We start from the raw sequence: 26,812 nt of genomic DNA, 5'->3' as shown, positions 1-26,812 counted from the left end.
CGGTACGTCGCGTGGAGGCGTCGGAGCCCGGCGTCTCGGCCGACCGCGTCGAGGAGCTGCTGCTGGGGCACGCCCCGCACCTGACCCGGCGCGAGGTCAGCGCCCGGGCGGGCGTGCCCCTCGAGCTGGCCCGTGAGCTGTGGCGGCTCCTGGGCTTCGCCGAGACCGCCGACGACGACGTCGCCTTCACCGAGGCCGACGTCGAGGCGCTGCGGCTCAGCGCCGAGCTGACCGGCCTCGGCATCCTCGGCGACGACTCCCAGGCCGCGCTGGTGCGCACCTGGGGCCGCTCCTTCGCCCGCCTCGCGGAGTGGCAGACCACGCTGCTGGCGCGGGTCGCCGCCGAGCACGCCGAGCGGGCCGGGGAGGCGGGCCAGTCGGACGTCGACCCGGTGGAGGCGATGGCGGCCCTCACCGCCGAGGTGCTGCCGCGCGTCGAGCAGCTGCAGGCCTACGCCTGGAAGCGGCACCTGGCCGGCGCGTCGAGCCGGCTGCTGGCGCTGAGCGGTCAGCCGGGCGAGGCCGGTCGGCCCGGGGAGCCGGTGCTCGTGCAGGCGGTCTGCTTCGTCGACATCGTCGGCTTCACCTCGCGGTCGAAGTCGTTGCGCGAGGCCGAGCTGGTGGCCTGGATCGAGGAGTTCGAGCACGTCTCGAGCAGCATCGTGGTCGAGCACGGCGGCCGCGTCATCAAGAACATCGGCGACGAGGTGCTGCTGGTGGCCGACGACGTGGCCACCGCCGCCGAGATCGCGCTCGAGATGACGCGTCGCGGCGCCGACCCCGACGACGCGTTCCCCGCGGTCCGCGCCGGCATCGCCCACGGCGACGTGGTGCTGCGCCTGGGCGACGTGCTCGGCCCCACCGTCAACATCGCGGCGCGGCTCACCTCGCTGGCCCGGCCCGGCACGGTGCTCGTGGACGACAGCGCGCACGAGCACCTGGCCGCGCTCGAGGCCGAGCGCGAGCAGGCGTCGTACACGTTCCGGCGCCCGCAGCGGGCGTCGGTCAAGGGCTACTCGCGGCTGCAGCCGTGGGTGCTGCGCCGCGCCTAGGGGTGCTCGGCCGCGCTCAGCGGATGGTGACCTGGCGGTTGGCCAGGCCGTTGCGGGCCGAGCGCTCCTCGGCGGTGAGCGGCGACTCGTCGGCCAGCGCGGCGGCCAGGTCGGCGGCGAACTGCGCGGCCGGGTCCTCCAGCGCCTCCGGGCCGGTGCCGACCGGCAGGTCCCAGACCGGCGCCAGCAGGCCGTGGGCGCGGAACATGCCGACCAGGCGCGAGCCGGGGGCGATGTCGTCCTTGCCGGAGGCATGCAGCCGGGCCAGCGCGTCGAGGAGCTGGTCCTCGGGCTCGGGCATCACCCAGCGCAGGTGCTCCTTGGTGCCGACGTTGGTCCAGTAGGCCGCCTCGACCTGGGTCAGGCGGGCGGTCGGGTAGGCCGCCTCGTTGGCCTGGTCGAGGGCACCGGCCATCGAGTCCTTGTCCTCGACGTCGGCGATCCAGTAGTCGAAGCCCTCGTGCACGGTGACGTCGAGCGAGTCGCCGGTGACCAGGTCCTGCAGGCGCGGGCCCTGGCCGGGGGCGTCGGTGAGACCCACGACGCCGGTCTCGCCGGCCTCCGCGGCCGCGAGCGCCTTGGTCAGCACCGCGCCGAGGTCGCGGGCGGGGTCGCCGAAGGAGTGCTGGACCTGCAGGCCCAGCCAGATCTCGCCGCTCTCGCGCACCATCGCCGGCGCCGCCATCGGCAGCAGCGAGCACAGGGTGACGGTGCGGTCGGAGCCCTCGACCGAGGACGCGAGGGTGAGCGGGGCGGTGCCGGCCGGCACCAGCTCGCGCAGCGCGATGATGTCGCACTCGGAGGGCAGGCCCTCGAAGGGACGGTTCACGAACGCGTCGGCGCCGCCGCCGGGGGCGCCGTGGCAGGCCTTGTAGCGCTTGCCCGACCCGCACGGGCAGGGCTGGCGCGGGCCGACCTCGCCGGGGGTGGAGTCGGTGGTGCGCTGGTCGCGGGCCTTGGTGCGGGACTTCTTCGCCATGGGCGTGAACCTACCGGGCCCGCGGGCGGCTAGTGGACCCCGAGGTCGTCGAGCAGCTCGAGCACGTACGCCGGCCGGTCGCTGATCACCGCGCTGACCCCCAGCTCCAGGCACAGCTCGAGGTCGGCGCGGGTGTTGACGGTCCACACGTGGATCTCGTGGCCGCTGTCGGCGATCCGCCGGGCGGTGCGCGGGTGCTCGCGCAGCTCCTGCACCCCGGGGCCGAGGATCCAGTCGCGGCCCACGCTGCGGCGCACCAGCGGCCAGGCCCCCATCTGGTCGACGAGCTGGACCACCCGCACGTCGGGGGCGCGGCGGCGTACCCGGCGCAGCGCCTGCCACGAGAAGCTCATCACCCGGGCCGGGCTGTCCGGCCCGGTCCAGCCGAAGTCGGAGAGCAGCTCGACGACGCGCTGCTCGACCAGGCCGCCGTACCTGGTGGGGTGCTTGGTCTCGACCGCGAGCTCGACGCGGCGGTCGTAGTCGGCCGCGACCTCGAAGAGCTTGCGCAGGGTGAGCACCTTGCCGTGCTCCTCGTCGACGTCGGGGCGCTCGTCGTCGAGCTCGGCCCAGGGGTGCTTCCAGGTGGCGAAGTCGAGCTCGGAGAGGTCGGCGAGGTCCATCGTCGACACGGTGCCGCGGGTGGCCGCCGTACGCCGCAGGTCGCGGTCGTGCACGCACACCAGGTGGCCGTCAGCGGTCAGCCGGACGTCGCACTCGAGCCCCTGGGCGCCGTCGTCGAGCGCGGCGATGTAGGCCCCCAGCGTGTGCTCGGCGTGGTCGTGGCTCGCGCCGCGGTGGGCAAGGACCTGCGGCCTCATGCGGCGATCATCGCGCACCTCGCCCGCCCGGGCGAGCACCTCAGCGGCTGCCGTCCTCGTGCCGCCCCTCCGCGATCGCGGTCGCCGCGGCGCGCAGGTTGGCCTCCGGGGGTCGGGAGTCCTCGGGCAGCCGGCGCCGCAGCTCGGCCAGCACCTCCTCCTCGGGGCGTCCCGCGAGCTCCTCCCCGACGCTGCGCAGCACCCGCTGCAGCGCCACGGTCGGCTCTGCCTCCTGGTCGGCGAGGCCCGGGCCCCGCTCGGGCTCGTGGCGCCGCGCGTCGTCGGTGGGGCCCATGGCCTCGGACGTGGGGTCGTGGCTGCTCATGCCTCCGACGCTGCCACGGCGGCGTACCCCGCCACTCCCCCCGAGGGGTGCGCGGGTGGGGCCGGCCGAGCGGTCACTTCTGCACCACCGACCGGTCAGTTTCGCACCACCGAGCGGTCGAGTGCGGGCCGTCCTGAGCCGGTACGGAGGTGTGCGCCGGGTCGGCGCGAGGTTTGCGCCGGGTCGGCGCGAGATTTGCGCCGGGTCGGCGCGAGATCTGCGCCGGGTCGGCGCGAGATTCACGCCGGGTCGGCGTGGTCGCGCAGGTAGCGGCCGAAGTGGGGGACGGTGAAGGCGATCCGGCCTCGCTCGCCGGAGTAGATCAGGCCCTTCTTGAGCAGCGCATCGCGCGCGGGCGACAGCGACTGGGGCTTCTTGCCGAGCACGGCGGCGACGTCGGCGGTGGCCACCGCGCCCACCGGGTCCTCGCCCCGGTCGGCGGCCGCGTCGGCCATCGCGCAGAGGTAGTCGCGCTCCCCCGGGGTGGCGCGCTCGTAGCGCGAGCCGAAGAAGCCCACCGCCAGCTCGCGCTCGGCCTCGGGGGCCGCGACGGCCACGTCGTCGGCGCTGATGGGCGAGCGCGGGGCGTGGTCCCAGACCGCCTTGCCGTAGGCCTGGATGAAGTAGGGGTAGCCGCCGGTCGCGGCGTACATCGCGGCCAGGCCGTCGTCGGTGAACTCGGCGTCCTCCTCGGCGGCCGGGGCGCACAGCGCCCGGTCGGCGGCGTCGCGGGAGAGCCGGTCGATGCGCTGGTAGCTGAAGAGCCGCTCGGAGTAGGACTTGCTGGCGCTGAGCACCGCCGGCAGGTGCGGCAGGCCGGCGCCCACGACGATCACCGGCAGCCCCGACTGGCTGATCTCGTGGCAGGCCGCGCAGAGCGCCGAGACGTCGGCGGGGCCGAGGTCCTGCATCTCGTCGATGAAGACGCCCACGCCCTTGCCGACGTCGGAGGCCAGCCCCCCGACGTCGGTGAGCAGCTCGACGAGGTCGATCTCGATGTCGCCGGAGTCGGCGCGACCGCGGGCGGCCGGCACGTCGATGCCCGGGCTCCACCGGTCCTTGAGCTTGGCGTCGGCGCCGGCCTCGCGCTGCGCGAAGGCGCGCAGCACCCCCAGCACCTGGTCGACCTGGTCCTGCTCGGGGTGCCCGAGCTCGCGGATCGCCTGGTGCAGCGCGCTGGAGAGCGGGCGGCGCAGCCCCTGCTCGGGGCGCGCCTCGAGCTTGCCGGTGCCCCAGCCGCGGCGTACGGCGGCCGAGCGCAGCGCGTTGAGCAGCACCGTCTTGCCGACGCCGCGCAGCCCGGTCAGCACCAGCGAGCGCTCGGGGCGCCCGCGCGCGACCCGCTCCAGCACGACGTCGAAGGCGCGCAGCTGCTCGTCGCGCCCGGCCAGCTCGGGCGGGCGCTGGCCGGCGCCGGGGGCGTAGGGGTTGCGCACGGGGTCCACGATCGGACGGTATCGGGATCTCTAGCGCCGGCGGCATACATCGCTAGCGAGTCGTAGCGCCGATCGGCGCCGGGTCCTGCGCCCGCGCGTGGCCCCGGAGTCACCCCCAGGGGCACGGCCCGCGGCCTAGAGTGGGCCCGTGCCGGAGCTGCCCGAGGTGGAGGCGCTGGCCCTCGACCTGGGGGGCCGGCTGCAGGGGCGAGCGGTCACGAAGGTGCACCTGGCCCAGTTCAGCGCGCTCAAGACCTTCGACCCGCCCCTGACCGCGCTCGAGGGCGTGCTGGTCGACGGGGTCACCCGGCACGGCAAGTTCCTCGACATCGACCTCTCCGGCACCCACCTGGTGATGCACCTGGCCCGCGCCGGCTGGGTGCGCTGGCGCGACGAGGTGCCCGCGACCCCGCCCAAGCCGAGCCCGAAGTCGACGATCGCGGCCCGCATCGTGCTCGACGACGAGACCGGCCTCGACGTCACCGAGGCCGGCACCCGCAAGAGCCTGGCGATGTACGTCGTGCGCGACCCGCTCGACGTGCCCGGCATCGCCAGCCTGGGCCCCGACCCGCTGACCGACGACTTCACCCGCGAGCGGCTCGGCGAGATCCTGCAGGCCGAGGGCCGCAAGCAGCTCAAGGGGGTGCTGCGCCACCAGGGCACCATCGCCGGGATCGGCAACGCCTACTCCGACGAGATCCTGCACGCGGCGCGGATGTCGCCGTACAAGCCGGCCTCCTCGCTCGACGACGACGAGCTGACGGTGCTCTACGACGCCCTGCGCGCGACTCTCGGCGCCGCCGTCGACCGCTCCCGCGGGCTGGCGGCCAGCGAGCTGAAGGGCGAGAAGAAGACCCACCTCGCGGTGCACGGCCGCACCGGCGAGGCCTGCCCGGTCTGCGGCGACGTCGTGCGCGAGGTCTCCTTCGCCGACTCCAGCCTGCAGTACTGCCCCACCTGCCAGACCGGCGGCAAACCGCTGGCCGACCGCCGGATGAGCAAGCTGCTGAAGTGACCGCGGGCCGGGCCGGTCAGGAGCAGCCCGGCTCCCCCGGCGCCGGTGCGCACCCGCAGGCCTCGCCGCGCCAGGCCTCGAGGCCCTCGCGCGCGGCCACCGCGGCAATGACCAGGCCCGCGACCGGGTCGGCCCACGACCAGCCGAGCGTCGCGTTGAGGACCAGCCCGAGCAGCAGCACCGCCGACAGGTAGGTGCACAGCAGGGTCTGGGTGGAGTCGGCCACCACGGCTCCCGAGCCGAGCGCCCGGCCGGTACGCCGCTGCGCCCACGACAGGAACGGCATCACGGCCAGCGACAGCGACGCGAGCACGATGCCGACCGTCGAGGTGTCTGGCTCGTGGGGGCCGACCAGGGCGCGCAGCGACTCCCAGGTCACGTAGCCGGCGAGCGCGAAGAAGGAGATCGCCATCAGCCGCAGCGCCACCCGCTCGCGCGACTCGGGCAGGGCGTGGCGGAACTGCCACAGGATGATCAGCCCCGACGACACCTCGACGAGGGAGTCGAGGCCGAAGCCGACCAGGGCCACGGAGCCGGCCACCATCCCGGCGGCGATCGCCACGACCGCCTCGACGCAGTTGTAGACCACCGAGACCGCCGCCAGCTGCTGGGCGCGGCGGCCCAGCCGGACCCGCTGCTCGGGCGTCGGCGCCGCGGCGCCGTGCGCGCCGGCGGGGTGCGTCGCGGCGCTCACCCGGCCACCTGCCCGGCCACCTGCCCGCTCCCCTGCCCGGACACGGGGGTCGCCACGGGCGTGGCGGGCGCCGACGCGGGGCACAGCGCGACCGCCTCGCCGGTGGCGGCCAGCAGGCGCTCGGCGGCGACCCACAGGTCGTCGAGCTCCGCGCCGTGGGCCAGGGACCACACCGAGGCCCGCCCCTGGGGTCGCGAGTCGACGAGCCCGCAGCCGCGCAGGCAGGCCAGGTGCTGCGAGACCGTGGACTGCGCCAGGCCAAGATGGGAGACCAGGTCGGTGACCCGCTGCTCGCCCTGCGCCAGCCGGCGCAGGATGGCGAGGCGGGAGGGGTCGGAGAAACCGTGGAAGAGGGCGGCGGCGGAGCCGAGCGACGCGCACGGACCCGCGTTCATCATCGTCATGCGCCGATGATAGCGGTGAGGTGCGGCAGCGGCTACCCGACCCCGACGCTGAGCCCGAGCACCACGCCCGCCGCCGCGCACACGCCCAGCACCCGCAGCACCGGCCAGTCGAGCCGCAGCACCAGCACCGCGGCGAGCAGGGCCACGGCGAGCGCTGGCCAGCGCACCGTGTCGAGCAGCGGGTACTCGACCGAGAACGGCCCCCAGCCGGCCGTCCCGGTGCTGCGCACCAGCGTGTGCAGCGCGAAGTAGAGGCCCAGGTGGGCGATCACCCCGACCACGGCTGCGGTGATCCCGGCCAGCGCGCCGGCCAGGGCGCGGTTGCCGCGCAACCGCTCGACGTACGGCGCCCCGAGGAGGATGAAGAGGAAGCAGGGCACGAAGGTGACCCAGGTGGTCAGCAGCGCGGCCAGCACCGCCGCCACCCACGGGTCCAGCGGGCCCGGGGCGCGGTAGGCGCCGACGAAGGCGACGAACTGCACGACCATCACCAGCGGCCCCGGCGTGGTCTCGGCGAGCGCCAGGCCGCGCACCATCTCGCCGGGCCCCAGCCAGCCGTAGACCTCCACGGCCTGCTGCGCGACGTAGGCCAGCACGGCGTAGGCACCGCCGAACGTGACCAGCGCCGCGCCGGAGAAGAACAGGCCCTGGTCGACCAGGATGCTCGAGCGGCCCAGCAGCAGCGCCGCCGCCACCACCGGGGCCGCCCACAGGGTCAGGCCCACGGCCAGGACCAGGCCCGAGCGGCGCGCCCCCGGCGGCTCGCTGTGCAGCGCGTCGTCGGCGATGAGCGGCGGCGGGCCGCCCCCGGCCGCGGTCGTCGCCGGCCGGGCGAGACCGGGCAGCACCCGCGAGAGCAGCCACCCGCCGAGCCCGGCCAGGGCCACCACCGCGGGGAAGGGCACGCCGAGCAGGGCGAGCGCGGCGAAGGAGGCCACCGCCACACCGAGCAGCGAGCGGTGCACCAGCGCCCGGCGGGCCACCCGCACCACCGCCTGCGCGACGATCGCGATCACCGCGGGCGCCAGCCCCAGGAACAGCGCCTGCACCAGCGTGGTCTCGCCGTACGTCACGTAGACGCCGGAGAGCACCAGCAGCGCCACGACCCCGGGCAGGATGAACAGCACGCCCGCGACCAGCGCCCCGCGCACGCCGTTGAGCAGCCACCCGACGTACGTCGCGAGCTGCTGGGCCTCGGGACCTGGCAGCAGGGTGCAGTAGGACAGCGCGAAGAGGAAGCGCTGCTGGCCGATCCAGCGGGTCTCCTCGACGAGCACCCGCTGCATGACCGCGATCTGGCCGGCGGGACCGCCGAAGGTCTGCAGCGAGATCGCGAACCACACCCGCGCGGCCGCGCGCAGCGCGATGACGTCGCCAGCGGGTCGGCTCACGCGAGGAGACTACGGGCGCGCAGGTCCGCCGGCGGCCCTAGGATGGACGGGTCGTCCAGGGGAGGAACCCATGACCACGATCCCGACCGTCCACGTCGACGGCGTGCCCGACCCGGTGCCCGACGACCTCGTGGTGCTCGACGTCCGCGAACCCGCGGAGTGGGAGCACGGCCACATCGACGGCGCCGTGCACATCCCGCTCGGCGAGCTCGGGGCCCGCGTCGGGGAGGTGCCCGACGCCCAGGTGCTGGTCGTGTGCCGCATCGGGGGCCGCTCGGCCCAGGCCGTGGCGTGGCTGGGCCAGCAGGGCCACGACGTGGTCAACCTCGACGGCGGGATGCTCGACTGGCAGGCGGCCGGCCGGCCGATGGTCAGCGAGACCGGCCGACCGCCCCAGGTCGTCTAGCAGGGGCCGCTGCTCACTGCTCGGAGGAGCCGTCCTGCTCCTCGGCGGGCGCCGACTCCTCGCCGGTGCCGTCCTCGGCACCGCCCTCGGTGCCGGTCTCGGCGCAGGTCGCGCCGGCGTACTGCACCAGCGCGTTCATCTGGTCCTGCTGGGCCTTGGAGAGGTCGAAGTCGTCCATGGCCGCGAGGTCCTCGGCGCTGGCGTCGGCGTCGATGTCGGCGAGGATGTCGAGGTAGACGTCGAAGCCCTTCGCGGCGTCCTGCGGAGCGTCGTCCGGGATGCCGCTGGCGGTCAGGCCGGCCTCGAGCTGCTCGACGTCCGAGCCGTCCTCCAGGGCGCCGTTGCCGACGAGCGCGGTGCAGAACGCGGCGTCGCTGCCCGGCTCGCCGCCGGCCGAGGCCGACGACGACGTCGTGGGCTCGGCGGCCGCGTCGTTCGTCTCGTCGTCGGAGCCGCAGGCGGTGGCCGTCAGGGCGACGAGCACCGCGAGGGGGGCGAGAGCGTGCTTCACGGGGGGTCCTTCCGATCGAGGGCGCCGGGCAGCCGCCCGACGCAGCCCTCGACGGTGCCACACCTTCCCGAGAGGAACCTGAACGGCGCCGCCGGCCGAGTGGTCACTTCTGAACCACCGACCGGTCACTTTCGACCCACCGCCGGGTTCGAAAGTGACCGCTCAAGGGTTCACAAGTGACTGCTCGGCCCTACTCCTGCAGGTCGGGGTCGAGCTGGCCGAGGTCGTCGGCGGTGGGCAGGTCGAGCTCGTCGGCGCAGGTCTCGGTGACGTAGCCGAGGAAGGCCACGAAGCTGCCCTGCACCTCCGGGCCCAGGTCCTCGCCCAGGGTCTCGAGGTCGGTCTCGTCGTCCGCCTCCCGCACCAGCTCGCCGAGGGTCTCGAAGCCCGCGCGGGCCTCGTCGGGGATGTCGTCGGGGGTGCCGACCTCGACGAGCCGCCCGACCGCCTCCTTGACGCTGTCGAGGTCCTCGCCGCCGTCAGACTCGATGTCGGCGTAGACCTGGCAGAAGTCCTCCTGGGAGGCGTCCTCGGGCGCGGCCGAGGGCTCGTCGCTGCTGCAGGCGGCGGCGCCGCCCAGGACGAGGGCCAGCCCGGCGACACCGGCGAGCGGGCGCAGGGCGGAGCGGTGGAGGGGACGGAGGGGGCTGTGCACGGTCAGCTCCTGGGAGGGGGAAGGGGCGGCTGGTTCAGGCGTCGGAGAAGACCTTCGGCAGCGGCAGCGCGACCGCCACGGCCAGGCGTCGCAGGTACTCCGCCCGCTCGATCTCGACCACCCCGAGGCTGGCCAGGTGGGCGGTGCTCCACTGCACGTCGAGCAGCCGGTCGGCGGCGTGCTCGTCGTCGAGCAGGCCCACCAGCGCCACCAGGGCGACCTTCGAAGCGTTGGTCTCGTGGTGGAACATCGACTCGCCGGCGAAGAGCCCACCGGTCGCCACGCCGTACAGCCCGCCGACCAACCGGCCCTCGTGCCAGGTCTCGACGCTGTGCGCCCAGCCGAGGTCGTGCAGGCACAGGTAGGCCTCGCGGATGTCGTCGTCGATCCAGCCGGAGGGCCGGCGCGGGTCGGCGCAGGCGTCGAGGACCTGCTCGAAGGCGGTGTCGACGCGGGTCTCGAAGGTGCGCACCGACCGGCGCAGCGAGCGGGAGACGTGCAGCCCGTCGAGCGGCAGCACCCCGCGCTCGACCGGGCAGAACCAGTACATCGGGTCACCGGCGTGGCCCGAGGGCATCGGGAAGAGGCCCTGGCGGTACGCCGAGAGCAGGGTGCCCGGCTCGAGGTCGGCGCCGACGCCCACCAGGTCGTCGCGCGCGTCGAAGCGGCGCGGGTCGCCGAACGACCACGGCGAGGCGGGGGGTTCGATCGGCACTCGTCGAACGTTAACGAGCACGCCACCTCGATCACAGACCCGGAAGGATGTGGGGGGTGACCGGGTGGTTCGTAGGATCGGTGGCGTGAGCAAGCGAGGAGCCCTGACCGGGCAGATCGGTCGCCGTCTGGCGCCCCGGGTGACCGGGATGGCGCCGGGGCTGACGTCGTCGTTCGTGCGGGAGGCGCTGCACCGCGCCATCAGCGGGGTCGGCCCGCTCCCGCCCGCCGCGGCCGCCGCCGACGAGCAGCTGCGCGAGCAGCACGGCGACGTCGAGAAGGGCGTCCACGAGGTGATCGAGAACCACGTGCGCTACGCCGGCGCCCAGGGGTTCCTGACCAACCTCGGCGGCGTGGTCACCGCCGCCGTCGCGATCCCCGCCAACATCACCGGCCTGGCGCTGGTGCAGTGCCGGATGATCGCCGGCATCGCCCACCTGCGCGGCTACGACCTCGCCGACCCGCGGGTGCGCAACGCGATCCTGGTCTGCCTGCTCGGCGAGGACAGCGTGGCGCGCCTGGTGAAGGCCGGCACGATCCCCGCCCACCCGGCCGACCTGGCCACCGGCCCCGAGCCCGACCAGGCGCTCGACCGGGCCGTCTCGGCGGCCGTGGCCGACGACATCGTCTCGCGCATCCTCGGCAAGCGGCTCGCGGTCACCATCGGTCGTCGCGTGCCGGTGGTCGGCGGCGTCGTCGGCATGGGTGCCGACGGCTACGCCACCTGGCGCATCGGGCGCTACGCCGAGCGCGAGCTGCGGCCCCTGACCACCCGGTAGCCGCGGTGCAGCGCGCGACCCGCGCGTGAGCGTCGTACGACGCGCAGGGCGCGCTCCTTGGCCCGCTGCACCGGCCGCGCGGCGTCGAGCTCGCGGCGCAGGTGGTCGACCTCGCCGTGCAGGCGGGCCTCCTCGTGGCGCAGCCGCGCGTTGTCGAGCAGCAGCGCCCGGATCGCGTCGACGCCCGCGGCGGCCACCTGGCTCTCCCGCGGGGAGTCGGGGTCGGCCCAGTGCGGGGCCGCGGGGGCGCCGGTGAGGTCGTCGAGGTCGCCGACCACCGTGTAGCCGCGCTCGCGCAGCTCGGCGACCCAGGCGTGGCCCAGCTCCTCGGCCCAGGGGTGCACGTCGGGCGGCAGGCCCAGGCGCGCCGAGCGGGTGCGCGCCGAGAGGGTCTGGTGGGCCAGCAGCTCGCGCACCAGCGGGCGGTAGTCGGGCGGGTCGAGGACCGGGTTGACGGCCTTGTTGATGCGACGCAGCAGCGCGGTCTCGGGGACCCCGAGCGAGGGGTTGGCCCGCTCGGCCTCGAGGTCGAGCTCGACCTCGCCGAGCTCGTCGAGGCCGAAGGCGTGGGAGAAGCGCTGCCACAGCAGGTCGCGGGGCCCGCCGGGAGGCGGCACCGTGACCACGTGGACCTGCTCGGGCGGCAGCGCGTGGCCCCACCGGTCGAGGATGTCGGGGATCTCCTGCACCCCCCAGAACCAGGTGGCGATGCGGGTGGCGCGCTCGGGGTCGCGCAGCTCGGCCAGGAAGCGCTCGAAGGTGATGGTGCTGCGGTGCTTGACGTTCTCCTGCCACTCGGCGGGGATCTGGCGCACCAGGTCGCGCACCGAGACCACGACGTGCACCTCGGTGCCGTCGTCGTGGCCCAGCGAGGCGAGCGCGCGGCCGACCTGGCTGCGCGAGGCGGTGGCGAGGATCTCGTGGCTGATGATCGCGGTGCCCTCGTGGGCCCGCACCCGGGCCGCCAGCTCGTCCCAGGCCCCGATCGCCTCGGTCTCCAGCCCGCCCCAGGGCAGCCGCATCAGGTCGAGCGCGGCCAGGAAGTGCGCGTCGAAGCGGTCGGCGGGGTAGAGCACGCCGGCCTCGAGCAGCCGCTCGCGGTTGCGGAACAGCACGTCCTGCAGGTGCGAGGTGCCGGTCTTGGGGGTGCCGACGTGCAGCAGGACCCGTGCGCTCACCTGGGGTCCTCCTGTGTCGGGCTGTCGGGCTGGTGGTCGGTCGGCCGGTCGGCGGTGGGGTCGGTGGTGGGGTGCTCCAGGAGCATCCGCACGGCCAGGTCGAGCACCCGGTCGTCGTGCGGCTCCCCCGGCTCCGCGGCCGCCAGGCGGCGCGGGTGGTCGAGCAGCGCGTCGGCGGGGCCCAGAACCGTGCCGACGACAGGGTACGGCGCCGCGAGCAGGTCGTCGCGCAGGCGGCACGAGCGGCGCACCACCCAGCGGTGGTGCTCGGGCGGGACCCCCAGCAGCGGCCCCGGCGCGTCGAGCAGCCGCGGCAGCAGCGCGCGGCGCAGCACCTGGCGGCCCTCGGGCGGGGTGACCAGCAGGCCCAGCACGCCTCCGACGCGGCGCCCGAGGTCGATGGCGTCGACGGAGAGCCGCGGCGCGGCGGGCACCCGGCGTACGCCGACCTCGCCCGGCAGGGCGGTCGGGTCGAGCACGAGGCGCACCCGGTCGGGGCCGACCCGGGCGGTCCAGCGGCGGGCGGAGGCGACCGGGTCGGCGCCGCGGCCCAGCCGGCCGGTCTCGACCACGGTGTCCATCCAGCTGCGCCACGACGGCACCGGCCCGCCGGTGGAGAAGGCCCGGTCGGTCCACAGGTCGACCAGCATCGAGGAGAGGCCGCCGCCCAGGACCAGCACGGTCGGGTCCGGTCCGCCGGGCGGGCGGCCCGCGGCGACGAGGTGGCGGCGCGCGGCGTCGGCCCGCCACGGGTCGCCGACCAGGCGGTAGCGCGGGCGCCAGCGGCGCAGCAGGGCGCCGGTGCGCAGCCGAGCGGCCACCGAGGTCGGACCGGGCGCGGGCAGCGGGCGGGCCACGAGGTCCTCGGCGAGCAGGCTGGTGGCGACCCGGATCAGCTCGTCGGCCGGCAGCTGCGCGGGGTCGACCGGCGCCGGGCCGAAGCGCGACAGCGGCGCGGCGCCGAGCAGCTCGAGGTCGGGCCGGCCCCGGCCGGGCGCGCTGGCCTCCAGCACCCGGCGGGCCAGCGCCCGGCCGGGCCGACCGGCCACGTTGAGCCGTCGCAGCAGCTCCAGCTGCTGGGCGCCGGGCAGCACCCGGCCGCTGCGCTCGCCGGTCGCGGCCCACTGCGACCACGGCGTCGCACCGCCCTCGCGCAGGTGGGCGACCCAGGCCCAGGCCCGGCGCTCGCCCTCCGGGTCCCCGGGGTCCCCGGCAGGTCCGGAGGGCCGCTCGCTCACTGGTCGCGCAGCCGGCGCGCCTGCGAGCGGACCCGGTTGACCAGCTGCTGGTCGGGGTCCTCGCGGCGCGCGGCCTCGCGGGTCATGGCGGTCAGCGCGTCGACGGCCACCGCGAGCTGCTCGCGCGCCGAGATCTTGTCGGGGTCGACCCACGACGAGCCGTCCTCGGGCCGCTGCGGGCGCAGGTCGGCGACGTCGCCGAGCACGTGCACGCCCGAGCCCTCGACGTACTCGATCCAGCGCTCGGCCTCGTCCTCGGCCCAGTCGAACATCTTGGGCGGCAGGCCGAGCGGGGCGGAGCCCTCGCGCCCGGCGAGCTCCTGCTCGGCGAGCAGGTCGCGCACCAGGACGTCGTAGGTGATCTCGCGGCGGGTGCGGCGCCCCAGCTGCTTGTTGAGCCGGCGCAGCAGCACGGTCTCGGCAGCTCCGAGCGAGGGGTTGCGCCGCTCGGACTCCTCGGGCGCCCAGGCCGGGTCGATGTCGAAGGCGGCGCAGAAGCGGCGCCACAGCTCGTCGGGCGCGGCGCCGCTGCCGCGCTGCGGCACGGTGACGACGTGCACGTTCTCGGGCGGCAGCCCGGCGCTCCAGGTGCCGAGCACCGAGGGCAGGTCGAAGGAGCGGTAGAACCACGGCTTGCGCTGGCGCACCTTCTTCAGGAACTGCCGGTAGGTCCACTTGCGGCCCTGCTTGATGCTCTCCTGCCAGGCGGCGGGCAGCTGGCGGCCCAGGTCGCGCACCGAGTAGACGACGTGGACGTCCTCGCCCCCGCCGAGCTCGCGCTTGGCGCGGGCCACCGCCTCGGCCGGGGCCGGGGCCAGGATCTCGTGGCTGATGATGACGGTCCCGCTGGCGCGCCGGACCCGGCGCACCATCGCCTCCCAGCTGCCCTCGGCGTGCCCGGGCTCGCCGCCCCAGTCCTGGCCGAGCAGGTCGAGGGCGGCGCGGAAGTGGAAGAGCCCCGGACTGACGACCGGGCTGCGGGTGGGCAGCGTGACGCCGTGCGAGGCCAGCGCCTTGGCGTTGCGGGCCAGGCGGTCCTGCAGGTACGTCGTGCCGGTCTTGGGCGCGCCGATGTGGAGGTAGACGCGTCGGTTGCTCACGCGGGTGATTGTGCCCGATCGGCGCCGAGCGCCCGAACGACGGCCGACGGGCTGGGGCGCCCGAGCTCGCCGGCCATCCACGCGCTGGTCGCCACGAGCGCGTCGAGGTCGACGCCGTGCTCGATGCCGAGGCCGTCGAGCAGCCAGACCAGGTCCTCGGTGGCCAGGTTGCCGGTGGCGCTGACGGCGTAGGGGCACCCGCCCAGCCCGCCGGCCGAGGCGTCGTACGTCGTGACGCCGGCGCGCAGTCCGGCCTGGACGTTGCTCAGCGCCTGGCCGTAGGTGTCGTGGAAGTGCAGCGCGAGCCGCTCGGGGCCCACCCCCGCCTCGCCGAAGGCCTCGACGAGCGCGGTGACGTGGCCCGCGGTGCCGACGCCGATGGTGTCGCCGAGGCTGAGCTGGGAGGCGCCCAGGTCGAGCAGCTGGCGCCCGGCGGTGACGACCTGCTCGAGCGGCACCGGACCCTCCCACGGGTCGCCGAAGCACATCGAGACGTAGGCGCGCACGTCGAGACCGGCGTCGCGGGCGCGGGCCACGGTGGGCTCGAACATCTCCATCTGCGAGGCCAGGGTGCGGTTGAGGTTCTTGGCGGCGAAGGTCTCGGTGGCCGAGCCGAAGATCGCGACGTGGCGCATGCCGAGCTCGAGCGCGCGGTCGAGGCCGCGCTCGTTGGGCACCAGCACCGGCAGGTCGCGGGCCCGGTCGCCGAGCTGGTCGTCGGTCTCGAGGAGGGCCACCAGGTCGGCGGCGTCGGCCAGCTGCGGCACCCAGCGCGGGTGCACGAAGCTGGTGGCCTCCACGACCGGCAGCCCGGCGGCGACCAGGCGGCGTACGAACGCGGCCTTGGTCTCCAGGGGCACCAGCGCCTGCTCGTTCTGGAGCCCGTCGCGGGGGCCGACCTCGTAGATCGTGACCCGCTCGGGCAGGCCCGGGGCGGGCACGGTCATCGGGAGCCGGCCGATCGCGGGCTCGCGGGCGGCGGCGGTGGTCATGCCTGCTCCTCCTGACCGGTTGGTTCCACGTGGAACAACACGTGCCCCAGCGGCACCTGGCGTCCCGCGACGGCGTCGACGGTGGTGACCGTGCCGGCGAAGGGCGCGGTCAGCGCGAGCTCCATCTTCATCGCCTCGAGGACGCCCAGCACGTCGCCCTCGGCCACCTGCTGGCCCTGCTCGACGCGCACGTCGAGGACGGTGCCGGGCATCGGCGCGACCAGCGAGCCGTCGCCGGCCTCGGGGCCGTGGTCGGCGAACGGGTCGGGGCGCTGCCAGGCCCAGCGCTGGCCCCGGTGGGCGACCTCGACGTCGCCGGAGCGCACGTCGAGCACGGCGTGCTCGGCGCGGCCGTCGACGATCAGGTGCACGGTGTGGTCCTGCGCCGAGACCGTGCGGACCTCGTGGTCGTCGACGCGGCCGCGGTGCCGGTCGACGACGTGAAGGGTCTCGCCGAGGGTGACGGTGTCGGGCGCGGGGTCGGCGCCCATCCGCCAGCCGTCTGCGTGCCACGGCCCGGCGGGGTCGCTCTGCAGGTGCGCCTCGGCGGGCCGGGTGTCGAGCAGCACCTGGGTCCAGGCGGCGAAGACCCGCGCCAGGTCGCCGTCGGGGGCGGGCACCTCGTGGCGGTCGAGCCAGGCGGTGTCGATGGTGGCGTCGCGGAACTCCTCGCCCGCTGCCAGGGCGCGCAGGAAGCCGGTGTTGGTGGTCAGCCCCAGCACCGCGGTGTCGTCGAGCGCGGCGACCAGGCCGGTGCGCGCCGCCTCGCGGTCGGCGCCCCACACCACGACCTTGCCGAGCATCGGGTCGTAGGCGGTGGAGACCTCCTGGCCCGAGACCAGGGCGTGGTCGACCCGCACCCGGGTGCCGGTCGGCTGGGTCACCGTGCCGTCCTCGGCGGGCCAGCGCACCAGCGAGGCGGTGCCGGCCTGCGGCAGGAACCCGGCGAAGGAGTCCTCGGCGTAGACCCGGGCCTCGATCGCGTGGCCCTCGAGGGTGACGTCGTCCTGGGTGAGGCCGAGCGGCTCGCCGGTGGCCACCTGCAGCTGCAGCGCGACCAGGTCGACCCGCTCGCCGCGCACCCGCACCACCTCCTCGGTGACCGGGTGCTCGACCTGGAGGCGGGTGTTCATCTCGAGGAAGTAGAACTCGCCGGTGGCGTTGTCGAGCAGGAACTCGACCGTGCCGGCGCCGGTGTAGCCGACCTGCGCGGCCAGCGCGACGGCCGAGGCCGTGATCGCGCCCCGCTGCTCCTCGCTGATCGTGGGGGCCGGCGCCTCCTCCAGCACCTTCTGGTGGCGTCGCTGGGTGGAGCAGTCGCGCTCGAAGAGGTGCACCACGTGGCCGTGCGTGTCACCCATGACCTGCACCTCGACGTGGCGGCCCGACTCGACGTACTTCTCGATGAGCATCGTGTCGTCGCCGAACGACGAGCGCGCCTCGCGCTGCGCGGCGCCCAGCGCCTCGGCGTACTCGGCCGCCGAGCGGACCACCCGCATGCCCTTGCCGCCGCCGCCGGCGGCCGCCTTGACCAGCACCGGGTAGGCGAAGGAGGACGGGTCGTCGGCCAGGTCGTAGGAGGGCACCACGGGCACGCCGGCCTCGACCGCGATGTCGCGCGCGGCGTCCTTGCGGCCCATCGCGTCCATCACCTCGGCCGTCGGGCCGACCAGGGTGATGCCGGCCTCGGCCAGCGCCCGGGCGAAGGGCGCCCGCTCGGAGAGGAAGCCGTAGCCGGGGTGCACGTAGCCGGCGCCGCTGTCGCGGGCGGCGGCCACGACCTCGTCGATGTCGAGGTAGGAGCCGACCCGCACCGCGACGTCGGCCTCGGTGACGTGCAGCGCGCCGGCGTCGAGGTCGGTGTGCAGGGCCACGGTGCGCCAGCCGAGGCGGCGCGCGGTGGCCAGCACCCGGCGGGCGATCTCGCCGCGGTTGGCGACCAGGAGCGTGTGCATGTGTGTCTCCATCATCTGGTTCCCTCGGGGTCCCCGCGGCGTTGTTCGTGGAGGAGCGCAGCGGGGGAACGAAGAACGTCGTGGGGTGATTTCACATCCGGAAGATGCCGTAGCGGGGCTCGGGGATCGGCGTGTACGCCGTGGCGGCCAGGCCCATCCCGAGCACCCGGCGGGTGTCGGCGGGGTCGATGACGCCGTCGTCCCACAGCCGCGCGGTGGCGTAGTACGGCGAGCCCTGGGTCTCGTACTGCTCGCGGATCGGGGCCTTGAACCGCTCCTCGTCCTCGGCGCTCCACTCCTCGCCGCGGGCCTCGATCCCGTCGCGGCGCACCGTCGACAGCACACCGGCGGCCTGCTCGCCGCCCATCACCGAGATCCGGGCGTTGGGCCACATCCACAGGAAGCGCGGGTCGTAGGCGCGTCCGCACATGCCGTAGTTGCCGGCGCCGTACGAGCCGCCGATGACCACGGTGAACTTCGGCACCACGCTGCAGGCGACCGCGGTGACGAGCTTGGCGCCGTCGCGGGCGATGCCGTTGTTCTCGTACTCGCGACCGACCATGAAGCCGGAGATGTTCTGCAGGAAGACCAGCGGGATGCCGCGCTGGTTGCACAGCTCGATGAAGTGGGCGCCCTTGAGCGCCGACTCGCTGAAGAGGATGCCGTTGTTGGCCACGATGCCGACCTCGTGGCCCCAGATCCGCGCGAAGCCGCAGACCAGGGTGTCGCCGTAGAGCTTCTTGAACTCGTGGAAGCGGCTGCCGTCGACGATGCGGCGCACCACCTCGCGCACGTCGTACGGCGTACGGGTGTCGGTGGGCACCACGTCGTAGAGCGACTCGGGCGGCTCGTGCGGCTCCTCGACCTCGGCGGCCGGGGTGCGGTGGGCCCGCGCCGGGGGCAGGGTGCCGATGACGCTGCGCACGATGGCCAGCGCGTGCGCGTCGTCGTCGGCGAGGTGGTCGACCACGCCGGAGGTGCGCGCGTGCACGTCGCCGCCGCCGAGCTCCTCGGCGGTGACGACCTCGCCGGTGGCGGCCTTCACGAGCGGCGGGCCGCCGAGGAAGATCGTGCCCTGCTCCTTGACGATCACGGTCTCGTCGCTCATCGCCGGCACGTAGGCGCCGCCGGCGGTGCACGAGCCCATCACGCTGGCGATCTGCGGGATGCCCGCGGCCGACATGTTGGCCTGGTTGAAGAAGATCCGGCCGAAGTGCTCTCGGTCGGGGAAGACCTCGTCCTGCATCGGCAGGAACGCGCCGCCGGAGTCGACGAGGTAGACGCACGGCAGGTGGTTCTCGGCCGCGATCGTCTGCGCGCGCAGGTGCTTCTTGACCGTCATCGGGTAGTAGGTGCCGCCCTTGACGGTGGCGTCGTTGGCCACGACGACGCACTCGCGGCCGTGGATGCGGCCGATGCCGGTGACGATGCCGGCGCTGGGCACCGGCGTCTCGCCCGGCGCGCCGTACATCTCGGTGGCCGCCAGGGGGCTCAGCTCGAGGAACGGGCTGCCGGTGTCGAGGAGGCGGTCGACCCGCTCGCGCACCAGCAGTTTGCCGCGCCCCGTGTGCTTGGCCCGCGCCGACTCGCTGCCACCCGTCCGTGCCGTCGCCAGCCGCTCGCGCAGGTCGGCGACGAGGTCCCTGAGATCGCTCACGGGCTCAGGTTAGCGATCATTAACCTGCCCCACCACCACGACCCGTCGCAAATCTCACGCTGACCCGTCCCGAATCTCCCGCCGAGCCGGCCCGAACCGACGCCCCGGGTGCCGGTTCGCGCCGGGTGGGCGCGAGATATGAGCCGGGTCGGGGTTAATGGGCGATAACCTCGGGGGCATGTCCCGGCGCGAGCAGATCCTGGCCACCGCGGCCGAGCTGTTCGCCAAGCGCGGCTTCCACGGGGTCTCGGTGGCCGACCTGGGCGCCGCCTGCGGGGTCTCCGGGCCCGCGCTCTACAAGCACTTCGCCTCCAAGGACGCCGTGCTGGCCGCGATGCTGGTCTCGATCAGCGAGCAGCTGCTCGAGGTGGGCCGCGAGCGGGCCGCCGCGGCGCCCGACGCCCGGGCCGCGGTGGTGGCGCTGGTCGACTGGCACGTCGACTTCGCGCTGCGCCACCGCCCGCTCATCGTGGTGCAGGACCGTGACTGGGAGTCGTTGCCCGAGCAGGCCCGCGAGCAGGTGCGCGCCCTGCAGCGCGAGTACGTCGACGTGTGGGCCACCCAGCTGCGCTCGGTGCACCCCGGTCTCGGTCTCGAGCAGGCGCGCGCGACCGCGCACGCCACCTTCGGGCTGATCAACTCCACCCCGCACAGCGCGCTGCTGCCCGACCCCGCGATGGGCGAGCTGCTGCACCGGATGGCGCTGGGCGCGCTGGGCCTGGAGCCGGTGGACGCTCAGGTGCCGCAGAACGTCACGTAGGGCCCGGCCCCCTCGGGGCCCGGCTGCGCGTACGCCGCCAGCCCCGGCCGCTCGTCGTACGGCGCGGTGACCGCCTCGAGCAGCCGGTGCAGCGGCGCCAGGTCGCCGGCGGTGGCGGCGTCGAGCGCCTCCTCGACCAGGTGGTTGCGCGGCACGTAGACCGGGTTGACCCGGTCCATCGCGTCGCCGTCGGGGTCCAGCGCCCGCCAGCGCTCGAGCCACGCGTCGAGGCCGGGCAGGTCGAGCACCACCCCGCGCACGCCCTCGGCGTCGCCGCGCGCCGCGTCGGCCAGCGAGCGCCAGAACGACGTGTGGTCGACGCGCGCCGCGGCCATCAGGCCCAGCAGGTCCTCGACCAGGGGCGCGACGACGGCCTGCTCCAGCCCCTCGGGCAGCCCGAGCTTGGCGGCCGCGCCCGACGTGAAGGCCTCGGTGTAGGCCGGCGCGAAGCGCTCGAGGGCGGCGGTGGCCGCGGCCACGGCGCGCTCCTCGTCGTCGTCGATCAGCGGCAGCAGCGCCTCGGCGAGCCGGGCCAGGTTCCACTGCGCGGCCGCGGGCTGGTTGCGGAAGGCGTAGCGACCGCCGGTGTCGATCGAGCTGAAGACCGTGCTCGGGTCGTAGGCGTCGAGGAACGCGCACGGCCCGTAGTCGATGCTCTCGCCCGAGATCGTCATGTTGTCGGTGTTCATCACGCCGTGCACGAAGCCGACCAGCACCCACCGGGCGACCAGCCGGGCCTGGGCGGCCACGACCCCCTCCAGCAGCGCCAGGTACGCCGCTCCCCCGGGGCCGGCGGCCCGCGCGGCCGGGTGGTGGCGCTCGATCGCGTGGTCGGCGAGGCGGCGCAGCAGGTCGAGGTCGCCGGTGGCGCGGGCGTACTGGAAGCTGCCGGCGCGCAGGTGGCTGGCCGCGACCCGGGCCAGCACCGCGCCGGGCAGGACCTGGTCGCGGTGCACGCCGCGGCCGGTGGCCACCACCGCCAGCGAGCGCGTGGTGGGGATGCCCAGCGCGTGCATGGCCTCGCTGATGACGTGCTCGCGCAGCATCGGGCCGAGCGCGGCGAGCCCGTCGCCACCGCGGGCCCACGGGGTGCGGCCCGAGCCCTTGAGGTGCAGGTCGCGCAGGTCGCCGTCGGGGCCGGCCAGCTCACCGAGCAGCAGCGCCCGCCCGTCGCCCAGGCGCGGGGAGTAGCCGCCGAACTGGTGGCCGGCGTAGCCCTGGGCCACCGGGGTCGCGCCCTCGGGCACGTCGGCGCCGACCAGCAGCCGCACCCCGGCCTCGGTGCGCAGCCACCCCGGGTCGAGCCCCAGCTCGCGGGCCAGGGGCTCGTTGAGCACCACCAGCTGCGGCTCGGGCGCCTCCTCGGCCTGCCAGCGCACCGCCAGCTCGGGCAGGACGTCGGCGAACCGGGTGCCGAGGCGCAGGTCGTCGAGGGTGCTCACGCTCATGCCTGCCACGCTACGCCGCCGGGCCAGGGCGGGCGTCTCAGCGCAGGAGCCGGTAGAACCGGAACACGTCGTGCTCGATCGGCAGCACCTCGAGGTCGGCGAATCCGGCCTGCTGGGCGTAGCCGCGCAGCACCGGCGCCCGCATCACCGTGCCGGTGCCGACCGAGGGCTGGTGGGAGAGGCCGTCGGGCAGGCAGATCATCATCGAGATGCCGTACATCAGCTGCTCGACCTGGTCGCCGGGGCCGGTGAAGGCGTCGGGCACCCGCTCGTCCATGACGACGACGTGCCCACCCTCGGCGACCAGCCGCCGCGCCGAGCCGAGCACCGCCACCGGGTCGGCCATGTCGTGCACGCACTCCATGGCCAGCACCAGGTCGTAGCCGCCCTCCTGCTCGGCACCGGCCGCGTCGGCGTGGTGGAACTGCACGCGATCAGCGACCCCGTGCGCGGCGGCGTTGGCGGCGGCGGCCGCGATGGAGGCCGCGTCGATGTCGTAGCCGTCGACCCGGGCGCCGGGGTAGGCCAGACCCACCCCGATGGCCGCCCACCCGTCACCGCAGCCGATGTCGGCGACCCGCCCACCGCGCTCGAGGCTCGCGTGCACCTCGGGCAGGGCGGGCAGCCACTGGGAGCCGAGGAGCTGCAGGAACAGCGGCCGGTTGGCGTCGGCCTGGCTGCGGCGCATCGCCTCGCCGTACTGCTCCCAGCCCACACCACCGCCCGCGGCGTACGCCGCCAGCAGCCGCGGCAGCTGCACCCCGGCGGCGGCGACCATCTGCGCGAAGGGGGTCGTGTAGCTGAGGCTGTCGGGGTCGCACAGCACCGCAGCGTGCTCGTCGCTGACCAGGTAGCGGCGTTCCTCGGCGGGCAGCGCGGGGTCGTCGACGTCGACCAGGCCCGCCACGCACTGCTGCTCGAGCCACTCGCGGGCGTAGCGCGGCGCCATGCCCGACGCGGCCGCGGCCTCGCCCACCGTCCGCGGCCGGCGGTGCAGCAGGTCGTAGAGCCCGAAGTGGGCGCCGACCGCCACGGTCAGCACGTCGAGGCCGCCGATGACGGACGCGAGCAGGTGGTCGGCGAGCTCGTCGGTGCGCATGGGGGCTCCTGCGTGGGGGGTGGTCCACCCGCCAGTGTCCGGTTCCGGGACCCGGCCGGAGCCGGGCCGCCGCGGATCTCCCCGGTTGTGGGTAGGGGGTGTCCTCGGCCTCAGAGCAGGTGGTCGATGTCGAGCGGACCGTCACCCTCGAGCAGCTCGAGCAGCCGGGCGGCGCGCTCGGCGGCGTCGTACGCCGTGGTCAGGTCGTCGTCCCCGTCCTCCGGGTCGACGCCGGCGGAGGGCGCGGGCGCGCGGGCGTGCAGCCGGGCCAGCAGCTCCTCGCGGCCGGTGCCGCGCAGGTGCAGCAGCACGAACGGGTCGGCCTCCATCAGCCAGGTCAGCTGGTGCAGCACCGCCAGCGCGTGCACGCACGGGTCGACCCAGGCCTCGCAGGTGCAGGTCGCGGCCAGCTCGCCGCCGTAGGGAAGCAGCTCGACGCCGGCCTCCTCGGCGTGCTCGACCAGCTCGTGCGGCAGGTCGCCGGCCAGGAGCGCGCCGACCCGGCCCGCCTGCGCCGCCACGGTCTCGACCAGGGCCTCGGCGCCGGCGTCGTCGAGCACCGGCACCGCGACCTCGACCCGCCAGCGCCCGTCGCGGTCGTCGACGACCGCGACCGCCGACCCGGGCCCGACCTCGATGGCCCCGACCTGCCCGGAGCGCGACAGGGTGCGGGCGGCGGCCAGGTCGCCCTCGGCGTACGCCGACTCCTCGACGGCGCGCACCCACGCCTTGCCCCACCACCGCTCGGCCCGGGTGGGGCGGCGCCGCGCCGGCAGCCGCGGGTGCACCACGCCCTGCCCGCCCACCGCTCAGTCCTCCCGGCGCAGGGTGACCAGGTCGCGCAGCTCGTCGTCGCTGAGCTCGGTCAGGGCGGCCTCGCCGTTGCCGAGCACCGCGTCGGCCAGGGCCCGCTTGCGGCTCAGCAGCTCGGCGACCTTCTCCTCGATGGTGCCGCGCACGACCGGGCGGTGCACCTGCACGGGCCGGGTCTGCCCGATCCGGTAGGCCCGGTCGGTGGCCTGCTCCTCGACGGCCGGGTTCCACCACCGGTCGAAGTGCACGACGTGGTCGGCGCGGGTCAGGTTCAGCCCGGTGCCGCCGGCCTTGAGGGAGAGCAGGAAGACCGGGGCCTCGCCGGGCGGGGCGTCCTGGAAGCGGCGCACCATCGCCTCGCGCTCGCGCACCGGGGTGCCGCCGTGCAGCAGCTGGGTCGGCACGCCCGCGGCGCCGAGGTGGCGCTCGAGCAGCCGGGCCATGGCGACGTACTGGGTGAAGACGAGCACGGCGCCGTCCTCGGCGAGCACGGTGCCGATCAGCTCGTCGAGCAGGTCGAGCTTCTCGGAGCGGCCGCCGAGGCGCCCGCCGGACTGCTTGAGGAAGTGGGCCGGGTGGTTGCAGATCTGCTTGAGCCCGGTCAGCAGCATCAGCACCAGCCCGCGACGGGAGTCGGGGTCGGCGCGCTCGATGCGCTCCATCGTGTCGCGCACGAACGCCTCGTAGAGCACCACCTGCTCGCGGGTCAGGCTCAGCGGGTGGTCGGTCTCGGTCTTGGGCGGCAGCTCGGGGGCGATGCCCGGGTCCGACTTGCGCCGGCGCAGCAGGAACGGCGCTATCAGGTCGGCGAACTGGCGCGCCTTGCTGGGCTCGTCACCGGTCTCGATCGGCGCCGCCCAGACCCGGCGGAAGGCGTTGCGGCTGCCGAGCAGGCCCGGGATCGCCCAGTCAAGGATCGCCCAGAGCTCGGTCAGGTCGTTCTCGACCGGGGTGCCGGTCAGCGCGACCCGGGCCTGGCTGGTCAGGGTGCGCAGCATCCGCGCCGTCGCCGCGCGGGGGTTCTTGACGTGCTGCGCCTCGTCGGCGACCACCAGCCCCCACGTCACCGGGCGCAGCGTCGAGGTGTCGGGGTCCTTGGCGTCGCTGCGCATCGTGCCGTACGTCGTGAGGACGAAGCCCGGGTCGCCGTCGAGCCCCGCCTCGAGGTCGCCGAGGCTGCGCGCGGAGCCGTGGAAGCGCCGCACCGGCACGCCGGGGGCGAAGCGGCGCACCTCGGCCTCCCAGTTGCCGAGCAGGCTCGTCGGGCAGACCACCAGCGTCGGCAGCGGCTCACGCCCCTCGGCGCGCGCCGCCTCGACCCGGTGCAGGTGCAGCGCGATCACCTGCACGGTCTTGCCCAGGCCCATGTCGTCGGCCAGGCAGGCCCCCAGCCCGTACGACGTCAGGTCGGCCAGCCAGGTCAGCCCGTGCCGCTGGTAGTCGCGCAGGGTGGCGGCCAGGCCCGCGGGCGCCTCGACCGGCTCGCGGGTGGCGGCGGTGGTCAGCCGCTCGCGCACGGCCAGCAGGCTGGCGCCGACGACGACGTCCTCCTCGCTCTCGGCGCCGCGCTCGACCACGGCCACCCCGGTCAGCGCGGAGGCCAGCGCCTCGGCGGGGCGGACCTCTCGCACCAGCCGCTTGCGGGCCCGGCGGGCGACGGCGGGGTCGACGACCATCCAGGCCCCGCGCAGCTTCATCACCGGGCTCGCGGCCTCGGCGAGCCGGTCCATCTCCTCGGGCGTGAGCGGGTCGCCGTGCAGGGCCACCTGCCACTGGAAGGCGAACATGCTCTCGGGGGTCAGCAGCCCGGTCTGCAGCGGCTCCTCGCGCGGGCCCTTGTCGCGCGGCGCCCGGTCGAGCACGGCCCGGGTGGTCAGCTCGCGACCGAGGCTCTTGGGCCACAGCACGTCGACGCCGGCACCCGCCAGGGCCCCGACCCCGTCGTCGAGCAGGCTCACCAGCTCGTCGGAGTCGAGCGTCAGCTGGTCGGGGACCCGCAGGTCGAGCAGCCGCTCCAGCACCGGCCAGGCCTCGGCGGCCGAGCGCAGCGCGATGGTCGCGTGGGTGCGGGCGCGCTCGCCGAAGCCGTGCACCTCGGGCTCGTCGAGCCACAGGGACGAGGCGTCGGTGACGTGCAGCGGGTCGCGCTCGTCGTGCACCTGCAGCACCACGCGCACGGTGCCGCCGACCAGCTCCTCCTCGTCGGCCTCGACCCGCAGGCTCAGCGAGACCAGGTGCGGCAGCTGCCCGGCGTGGCGGTGGCGGGCGATGCGGCGCTGGAGCCGGTCGCGGAAGTCGGCGGAGGGCTGGAGCGCGCCGCCCGCCGGAGGTGCCCCCTCGGGGCCGCCCGCGCGGACGGGCCGGGGGCGCGTGGGTCGGGCCGGCGCGACCGGGGCCCCGCGCGGCATCGCGTCGACCACGGCGTCGAGCACCCGGCGTACGACCTGCTCGGCCTCTGCCTCGTCGCACCCCTCGTGGGCGCGGGCGCGGGCCAGCATCCGCACCCGGTCCTCGTCGTCGTCGCCCAGCGGCGCCACCCGCCACTGCGGCGGACGGCCGTCGTCGGGGGCCGGCTCGAAAGCGCCGGCCGCGACCAGGCGCATGCCGAGCAGCACCGCCCCGGAGAGCAGCCCGACGCTGGGGTGCAGGTCGTCGCGGGCGTGGGCCTTGGTCAGCACCGGCAGCGCCGCACGCACCGGCAGCGCGACCGTGCGCCGGGCGTCGACGAACTCCACGACGCCCTCGCGCGGCGGGTCGGCCGGCAGGAACGTCGCCGTGCCGGTGACGGGGACGAAGCTCACGTCCGCGACGCTAGCCCCCGCCACCGACCGTCGGTCCAGGGGCCGACCGGGCGCGCCCTAGGCTCAGCGTCATGAGCATCCTCGACGCGCCCCTCGCCCGCCTCGACGGCACCGACGCCACCCTGCGCGACCTCACCGGTGGCCGCGCGGCGCTGCTGGTCAACGTCGCGAGCCGCTGCGGGCTGACCCCGCAGTACACCGGCCTCGAGCAGCTGCACGACACCTACGCCGGGCGCGGGTTCACCGTGGTCGGGCTGCCCTGCAACCAGTTCGGCGAGCAGGAGCCCGGCTCCGCCGACGAGATCGCCACCTTCTGCTCCGCGACGTACGGCGTCACCTTCCCGATGAGCGAGAAGGTCGAGGTCAACGGGCCCTCGCGGCACCCGGTCTACGCCGAGCTGACCAAGGCGCCCGACCAGGACGGCGAGGCCGGCGACGTGCGGTGGAACTTCGAGAAGTTCCTCGTCGCCCCCGACGGCGCGGTCGTGGCCCGCTTCGGCCCGACGGTCGCGCCCGACGACCCGCGGCTGGTGGCGGCCGTCGAGGCCGTGTGCGGCTGACCCGCGCCTCCCGAGCCGGGACGTGACCC

General features: G+C 75.3%; 26 protein-coding genes. 6 read left to right on the top strand and 20 right to left on the bottom strand.

Annotation, left to right across the window (positions count from 1 at the left end; translation table 11 throughout):
- The first annotated feature begins 11 nt into the window (after nt 1–11).
- Nucleotides 12–1,052, top strand: a complete 1,041-nt coding sequence (locus tag OCU29_RS16815) for an adenylate/guanylate cyclase domain-containing protein (protein WP_179614931.1) — start codon at nt 12–14, stop codon at nt 1,050–1,052.
- A 16-nt stretch (nt 1,053–1,068) separates the two neighbouring features.
- On the opposite strand, the gene OCU29_RS16810 is transcribed toward OCU29_RS16815, so the two are convergent.
- The 4 genes from OCU29_RS16810 to OCU29_RS16795 form a co-directional block, all read right to left on the bottom strand.
- Complete coding sequence (locus OCU29_RS16810) at nt 1,069–2,031, bottom strand: SEC-C domain-containing protein (protein WP_261820820.1); 963 nt, start codon at nt 2,029–2,031, stop codon at nt 1,069–1,071.
- 29 nt (nt 2,032–2,060) lie between these two features.
- On the bottom strand, nt 2,061–2,852 hold the full coding sequence (locus tag OCU29_RS16805) for a glycerophosphodiester phosphodiesterase family protein (protein ID WP_261820819.1): 792 nt from the start codon (nt 2,850–2,852) through the stop codon (nt 2,061–2,063).
- 40 nt (nt 2,853–2,892) lie between these two features.
- Nucleotides 2,893–3,177 (bottom strand): hypothetical protein, encoded by a 285-nt coding sequence (locus OCU29_RS16800; RefSeq protein ID WP_179614928.1) that lies wholly within the window; start codon nt 3,175–3,177, stop codon nt 2,893–2,895.
- 239 nt (nt 3,178–3,416) lie between these two features.
- The gene (locus OCU29_RS16795; protein WP_179614927.1) at nt 3,417–4,622 is read right to left on the bottom strand and encodes an ATP-binding protein; all 1,206 of its coding nucleotides are present in this window, start codon (nt 4,620–4,622) and stop codon (nt 3,417–3,419) included.
- A gap of 139 nt (nt 4,623–4,761) precedes the next feature.
- Here OCU29_RS16795 and OCU29_RS16790 point away from each other — a divergent pair, with 139 nt between their 5' ends.
- Nucleotides 4,762–5,628 carry an Fpg/Nei family DNA glycosylase gene (locus tag OCU29_RS16790; protein ID WP_261820818.1) on the top strand — a complete coding sequence of 289 codons (867 nt, stop codon included), beginning with the start codon at nt 4,762–4,764 and terminating at the stop codon, nt 5,626–5,628.
- 16 nt (nt 5,629–5,644) lie between these two features.
- Here the strand turns inward: OCU29_RS16790 and OCU29_RS16785 are convergent, their stop codons facing one another.
- The 3 genes from OCU29_RS16785 to chrA are packed head-to-tail and all read right to left on the bottom strand — an operon-like array spanning nt 5,645 to nt 8,117.
- A complete protein-coding gene (locus tag OCU29_RS16785; protein ID WP_261820817.1) occupies nt 5,645–6,322 on the bottom strand; it encodes a cation diffusion facilitator family transporter in 678 nt (225 codons plus the stop codon).
- Nucleotides 6,319–6,726 carry a helix-turn-helix transcriptional regulator gene (locus OCU29_RS16780; RefSeq protein WP_261820816.1) on the bottom strand — a complete coding sequence of 136 codons (408 nt, stop codon included), beginning with the start codon at nt 6,724–6,726 and terminating at the stop codon, nt 6,319–6,321. Before OCU29_RS16780 ends, OCU29_RS16785 begins: the two co-directional genes overlap by 4 nt.
- A 32-nt stretch (nt 6,727–6,758) precedes the next feature.
- Complete coding sequence (gene chrA / locus OCU29_RS16775; RefSeq protein WP_261820815.1) at nt 6,759–8,117, bottom strand: chromate efflux transporter; 1,359 nt, start codon at nt 8,115–8,117, stop codon at nt 6,759–6,761.
- Between the two features lie 70 nt (nt 8,118–8,187).
- Here chrA and OCU29_RS16770 point away from each other — a divergent pair, with 70 nt between their 5' ends.
- A complete protein-coding gene (locus tag OCU29_RS16770; RefSeq protein WP_261820814.1) occupies nt 8,188–8,523 on the top strand; it encodes a rhodanese-like domain-containing protein in 336 nt (111 codons plus the stop codon).
- Nucleotides 8,524–8,536: 13 nt separating this feature from the next.
- Here OCU29_RS16770 and OCU29_RS16765 read toward each other — a convergent pair whose 3' ends face one another.
- The 3 genes from OCU29_RS16765 to aat form a co-directional block, all read right to left on the bottom strand.
- Complete coding sequence (locus OCU29_RS16765; protein WP_261820813.1) at nt 8,537–9,034, bottom strand: hypothetical protein; 498 nt, start codon at nt 9,032–9,034, stop codon at nt 8,537–8,539.
- A 190-nt stretch (nt 9,035–9,224) separates the two neighbouring features.
- Nucleotides 9,225–9,689 carry a hypothetical protein gene (locus tag OCU29_RS16760; RefSeq protein WP_261820812.1) on the bottom strand — a complete coding sequence of 155 codons (465 nt, stop codon included), beginning with the start codon at nt 9,687–9,689 and terminating at the stop codon, nt 9,225–9,227.
- A gap of 34 nt (nt 9,690–9,723) precedes the next feature.
- Entirely contained in the window at nt 9,724–10,404 is a 681-nt protein-coding gene (gene aat, locus OCU29_RS16755) for a leucyl/phenylalanyl-tRNA--protein transferase (protein WP_306799035.1), read from the bottom strand.
- An 85-nt stretch (nt 10,405–10,489) separates the two neighbouring features.
- Here aat and OCU29_RS16750 point away from each other — a divergent pair, with 85 nt between their 5' ends.
- The gene (locus tag OCU29_RS16750) at nt 10,490–11,182 is read left to right on the top strand and encodes an EcsC family protein (RefSeq protein WP_261820811.1); all 693 of its coding nucleotides are present in this window, start codon (nt 10,490–10,492) and stop codon (nt 11,180–11,182) included.
- Here the strand turns inward: OCU29_RS16750 and OCU29_RS16745 are convergent.
- The 6 genes from OCU29_RS16745 to OCU29_RS16720 form a co-directional block, all read right to left on the bottom strand.
- A complete protein-coding gene (locus OCU29_RS16745) occupies nt 11,143–12,360 on the bottom strand; it encodes a hypothetical protein (RefSeq protein ID WP_179614919.1) in 1,218 nt (405 codons plus the stop codon). The two genes, OCU29_RS16750 and OCU29_RS16745, sit on opposite strands and share 40 nt — an antisense overlap.
- Nucleotides 12,357–13,598, bottom strand: coding sequence for a hypothetical protein (locus OCU29_RS16740; RefSeq protein ID WP_261820810.1), 1,242 nt, complete (start codon nt 13,596–13,598; stop codon nt 12,357–12,359). Before OCU29_RS16740 ends, OCU29_RS16745 begins: the two co-directional genes overlap by 4 nt.
- The gene (locus OCU29_RS16735; protein ID WP_261820809.1) at nt 13,595–14,698 is read right to left on the bottom strand and encodes a hypothetical protein; all 1,104 of its coding nucleotides are present in this window, start codon (nt 14,696–14,698) and stop codon (nt 13,595–13,597) included. The genes OCU29_RS16740 and OCU29_RS16735 overlap by 4 nt, the downstream gene beginning before the upstream one ends.
- Nucleotides 14,695–15,690, bottom strand: coding sequence for a hydroxymethylglutaryl-CoA lyase (locus OCU29_RS16730; RefSeq protein WP_261820808.1), 996 nt, complete (start codon nt 15,688–15,690; stop codon nt 14,695–14,697). Before OCU29_RS16730 ends, OCU29_RS16735 begins: the two co-directional genes overlap by 4 nt.
- Nucleotides 15,687–17,645 carry a biotin carboxylase N-terminal domain-containing protein gene (locus tag OCU29_RS16725; protein WP_261820807.1) on the bottom strand — a complete coding sequence of 653 codons (1,959 nt, stop codon included), beginning with the start codon at nt 17,643–17,645 and terminating at the stop codon, nt 15,687–15,689. Before OCU29_RS16725 ends, OCU29_RS16730 begins: the two co-directional genes overlap by 4 nt.
- A gap of 91 nt (nt 17,646–17,736) precedes the next feature.
- A complete protein-coding gene (locus tag OCU29_RS16720; protein WP_261820806.1) occupies nt 17,737–19,302 on the bottom strand; it encodes a carboxyl transferase domain-containing protein in 1,566 nt (521 codons plus the stop codon).
- A 178-nt stretch (nt 19,303–19,480) separates the two neighbouring features.
- Here OCU29_RS16720 and OCU29_RS16715 point away from each other — a divergent pair, with 178 nt between their 5' ends.
- On the top strand, nt 19,481–20,062 hold the full coding sequence (locus OCU29_RS16715) for a TetR/AcrR family transcriptional regulator (protein WP_179614914.1): 582 nt from the start codon (nt 19,481–19,483) through the stop codon (nt 20,060–20,062).
- Here OCU29_RS16715 and OCU29_RS16710 read toward each other — a convergent pair.
- From OCU29_RS16710 to OCU29_RS16695, 4 genes are all read right to left on the bottom strand, one after another.
- Nucleotides 20,038–21,510 (bottom strand): YdiU family protein, encoded by a 1,473-nt coding sequence (locus tag OCU29_RS16710; protein ID WP_261820805.1) that lies wholly within the window; start codon nt 21,508–21,510, stop codon nt 20,038–20,040. The two genes, OCU29_RS16715 and OCU29_RS16710, sit on opposite strands and share 25 nt — an antisense overlap.
- 37 nt (nt 21,511–21,547) lie before the next feature.
- Complete coding sequence (locus tag OCU29_RS16705; protein WP_261820804.1) at nt 21,548–22,609, bottom strand: bifunctional 2-polyprenyl-6-hydroxyphenol methylase/3-demethylubiquinol 3-O-methyltransferase UbiG; 1,062 nt, start codon at nt 22,607–22,609, stop codon at nt 21,548–21,550.
- Nucleotides 22,610–22,719: 110 nt separating this feature from the next.
- Nucleotides 22,720–23,415 (bottom strand): SWIM zinc finger family protein, encoded by a 696-nt coding sequence (locus OCU29_RS16700; protein WP_261820803.1) that lies wholly within the window; start codon nt 23,413–23,415, stop codon nt 22,720–22,722.
- Between the two features lie 3 nt (nt 23,416–23,418).
- Nucleotides 23,419–26,223, bottom strand: coding sequence for a DEAD/DEAH box helicase (locus OCU29_RS16695; protein ID WP_261820802.1), 2,805 nt, complete (start codon nt 26,221–26,223; stop codon nt 23,419–23,421).
- A 71-nt stretch (nt 26,224–26,294) separates the two neighbouring features.
- Between OCU29_RS16695 and OCU29_RS16690 the strand changes: the two genes are divergently transcribed.
- Nucleotides 26,295–26,783: a glutathione peroxidase gene (locus OCU29_RS16690; protein ID WP_261820801.1), complete on the top strand. Its 489-nt coding sequence runs from the start codon at nt 26,295–26,297 to the stop codon at nt 26,781–26,783.
- Nucleotides 26,784–26,812 lie beyond the last annotated feature (29 nt).

It is taken from the genome of Nocardioides sp. OK12, assembly GCF_024341885.1.
Lineage (GTDB): Bacteria > Actinomycetota > Actinomycetes > Propionibacteriales > Nocardioidaceae > Nocardioides > Nocardioides marinisabuli.
The sequence above is the reverse complement of the archived record's forward strand: the minus strand, read 5'-3'. Positions and strand labels throughout refer to the sequence as shown.

Coding starts and splice junctions, on each gene's coding strand:
- OCU29_RS16690 (WP_261820801.1), top strand. CDS start 26,295: ATGAGCATCCTCGACGCGCCCCTCGCCCGCCTCGACGGCACCGACGCC.
- OCU29_RS16780 (WP_261820816.1), bottom strand. CDS start 6,726: ATGACGATGATGAACGCGGGTCCGTGCGCGTCGCTCGGCTCCGCCGCC.
- OCU29_RS16725 (WP_261820807.1), bottom strand. CDS start 17,645: ATGCACACGCTCCTGGTCGCCAACCGCGGCGAGATCGCCCGCCGGGTG.
- OCU29_RS16810 (WP_261820820.1), bottom strand. CDS start 2,031: ATGGCGAAGAAGTCCCGCACCAAGGCCCGCGACCAGCGCACCACCGAC.
- OCU29_RS16800 (WP_179614928.1), bottom strand. CDS start 3,177: ATGAGCAGCCACGACCCCACGTCCGAGGCCATGGGCCCCACCGACGAC.
- OCU29_RS16730 (WP_261820808.1), bottom strand. CDS start 15,690: ATGACCACCGCCGCCGCCCGCGAGCCCGCGATCGGCCGGCTCCCGATG.
- OCU29_RS16805 (WP_261820819.1), bottom strand. CDS start 2,852: ATGAGGCCGCAGGTCCTTGCCCACCGCGGCGCGAGCCACGACCACGCC.
- OCU29_RS16705 (WP_261820804.1), bottom strand. CDS start 22,609: ATGCGCACCGACGAGCTCGCCGACCACCTGCTCGCGTCCGTCATCGGC.
- OCU29_RS16715 (WP_179614914.1), top strand. CDS start 19,481: ATGTCCCGGCGCGAGCAGATCCTGGCCACCGCGGCCGAGCTGTTCGCC.
- OCU29_RS16770 (WP_261820814.1), top strand. CDS start 8,188: ATGACCACGATCCCGACCGTCCACGTCGACGGCGTGCCCGACCCGGTG.
- OCU29_RS16710 (WP_261820805.1), bottom strand. CDS start 21,510: ATGAGCGTGAGCACCCTCGACGACCTGCGCCTCGGCACCCGGTTCGCC.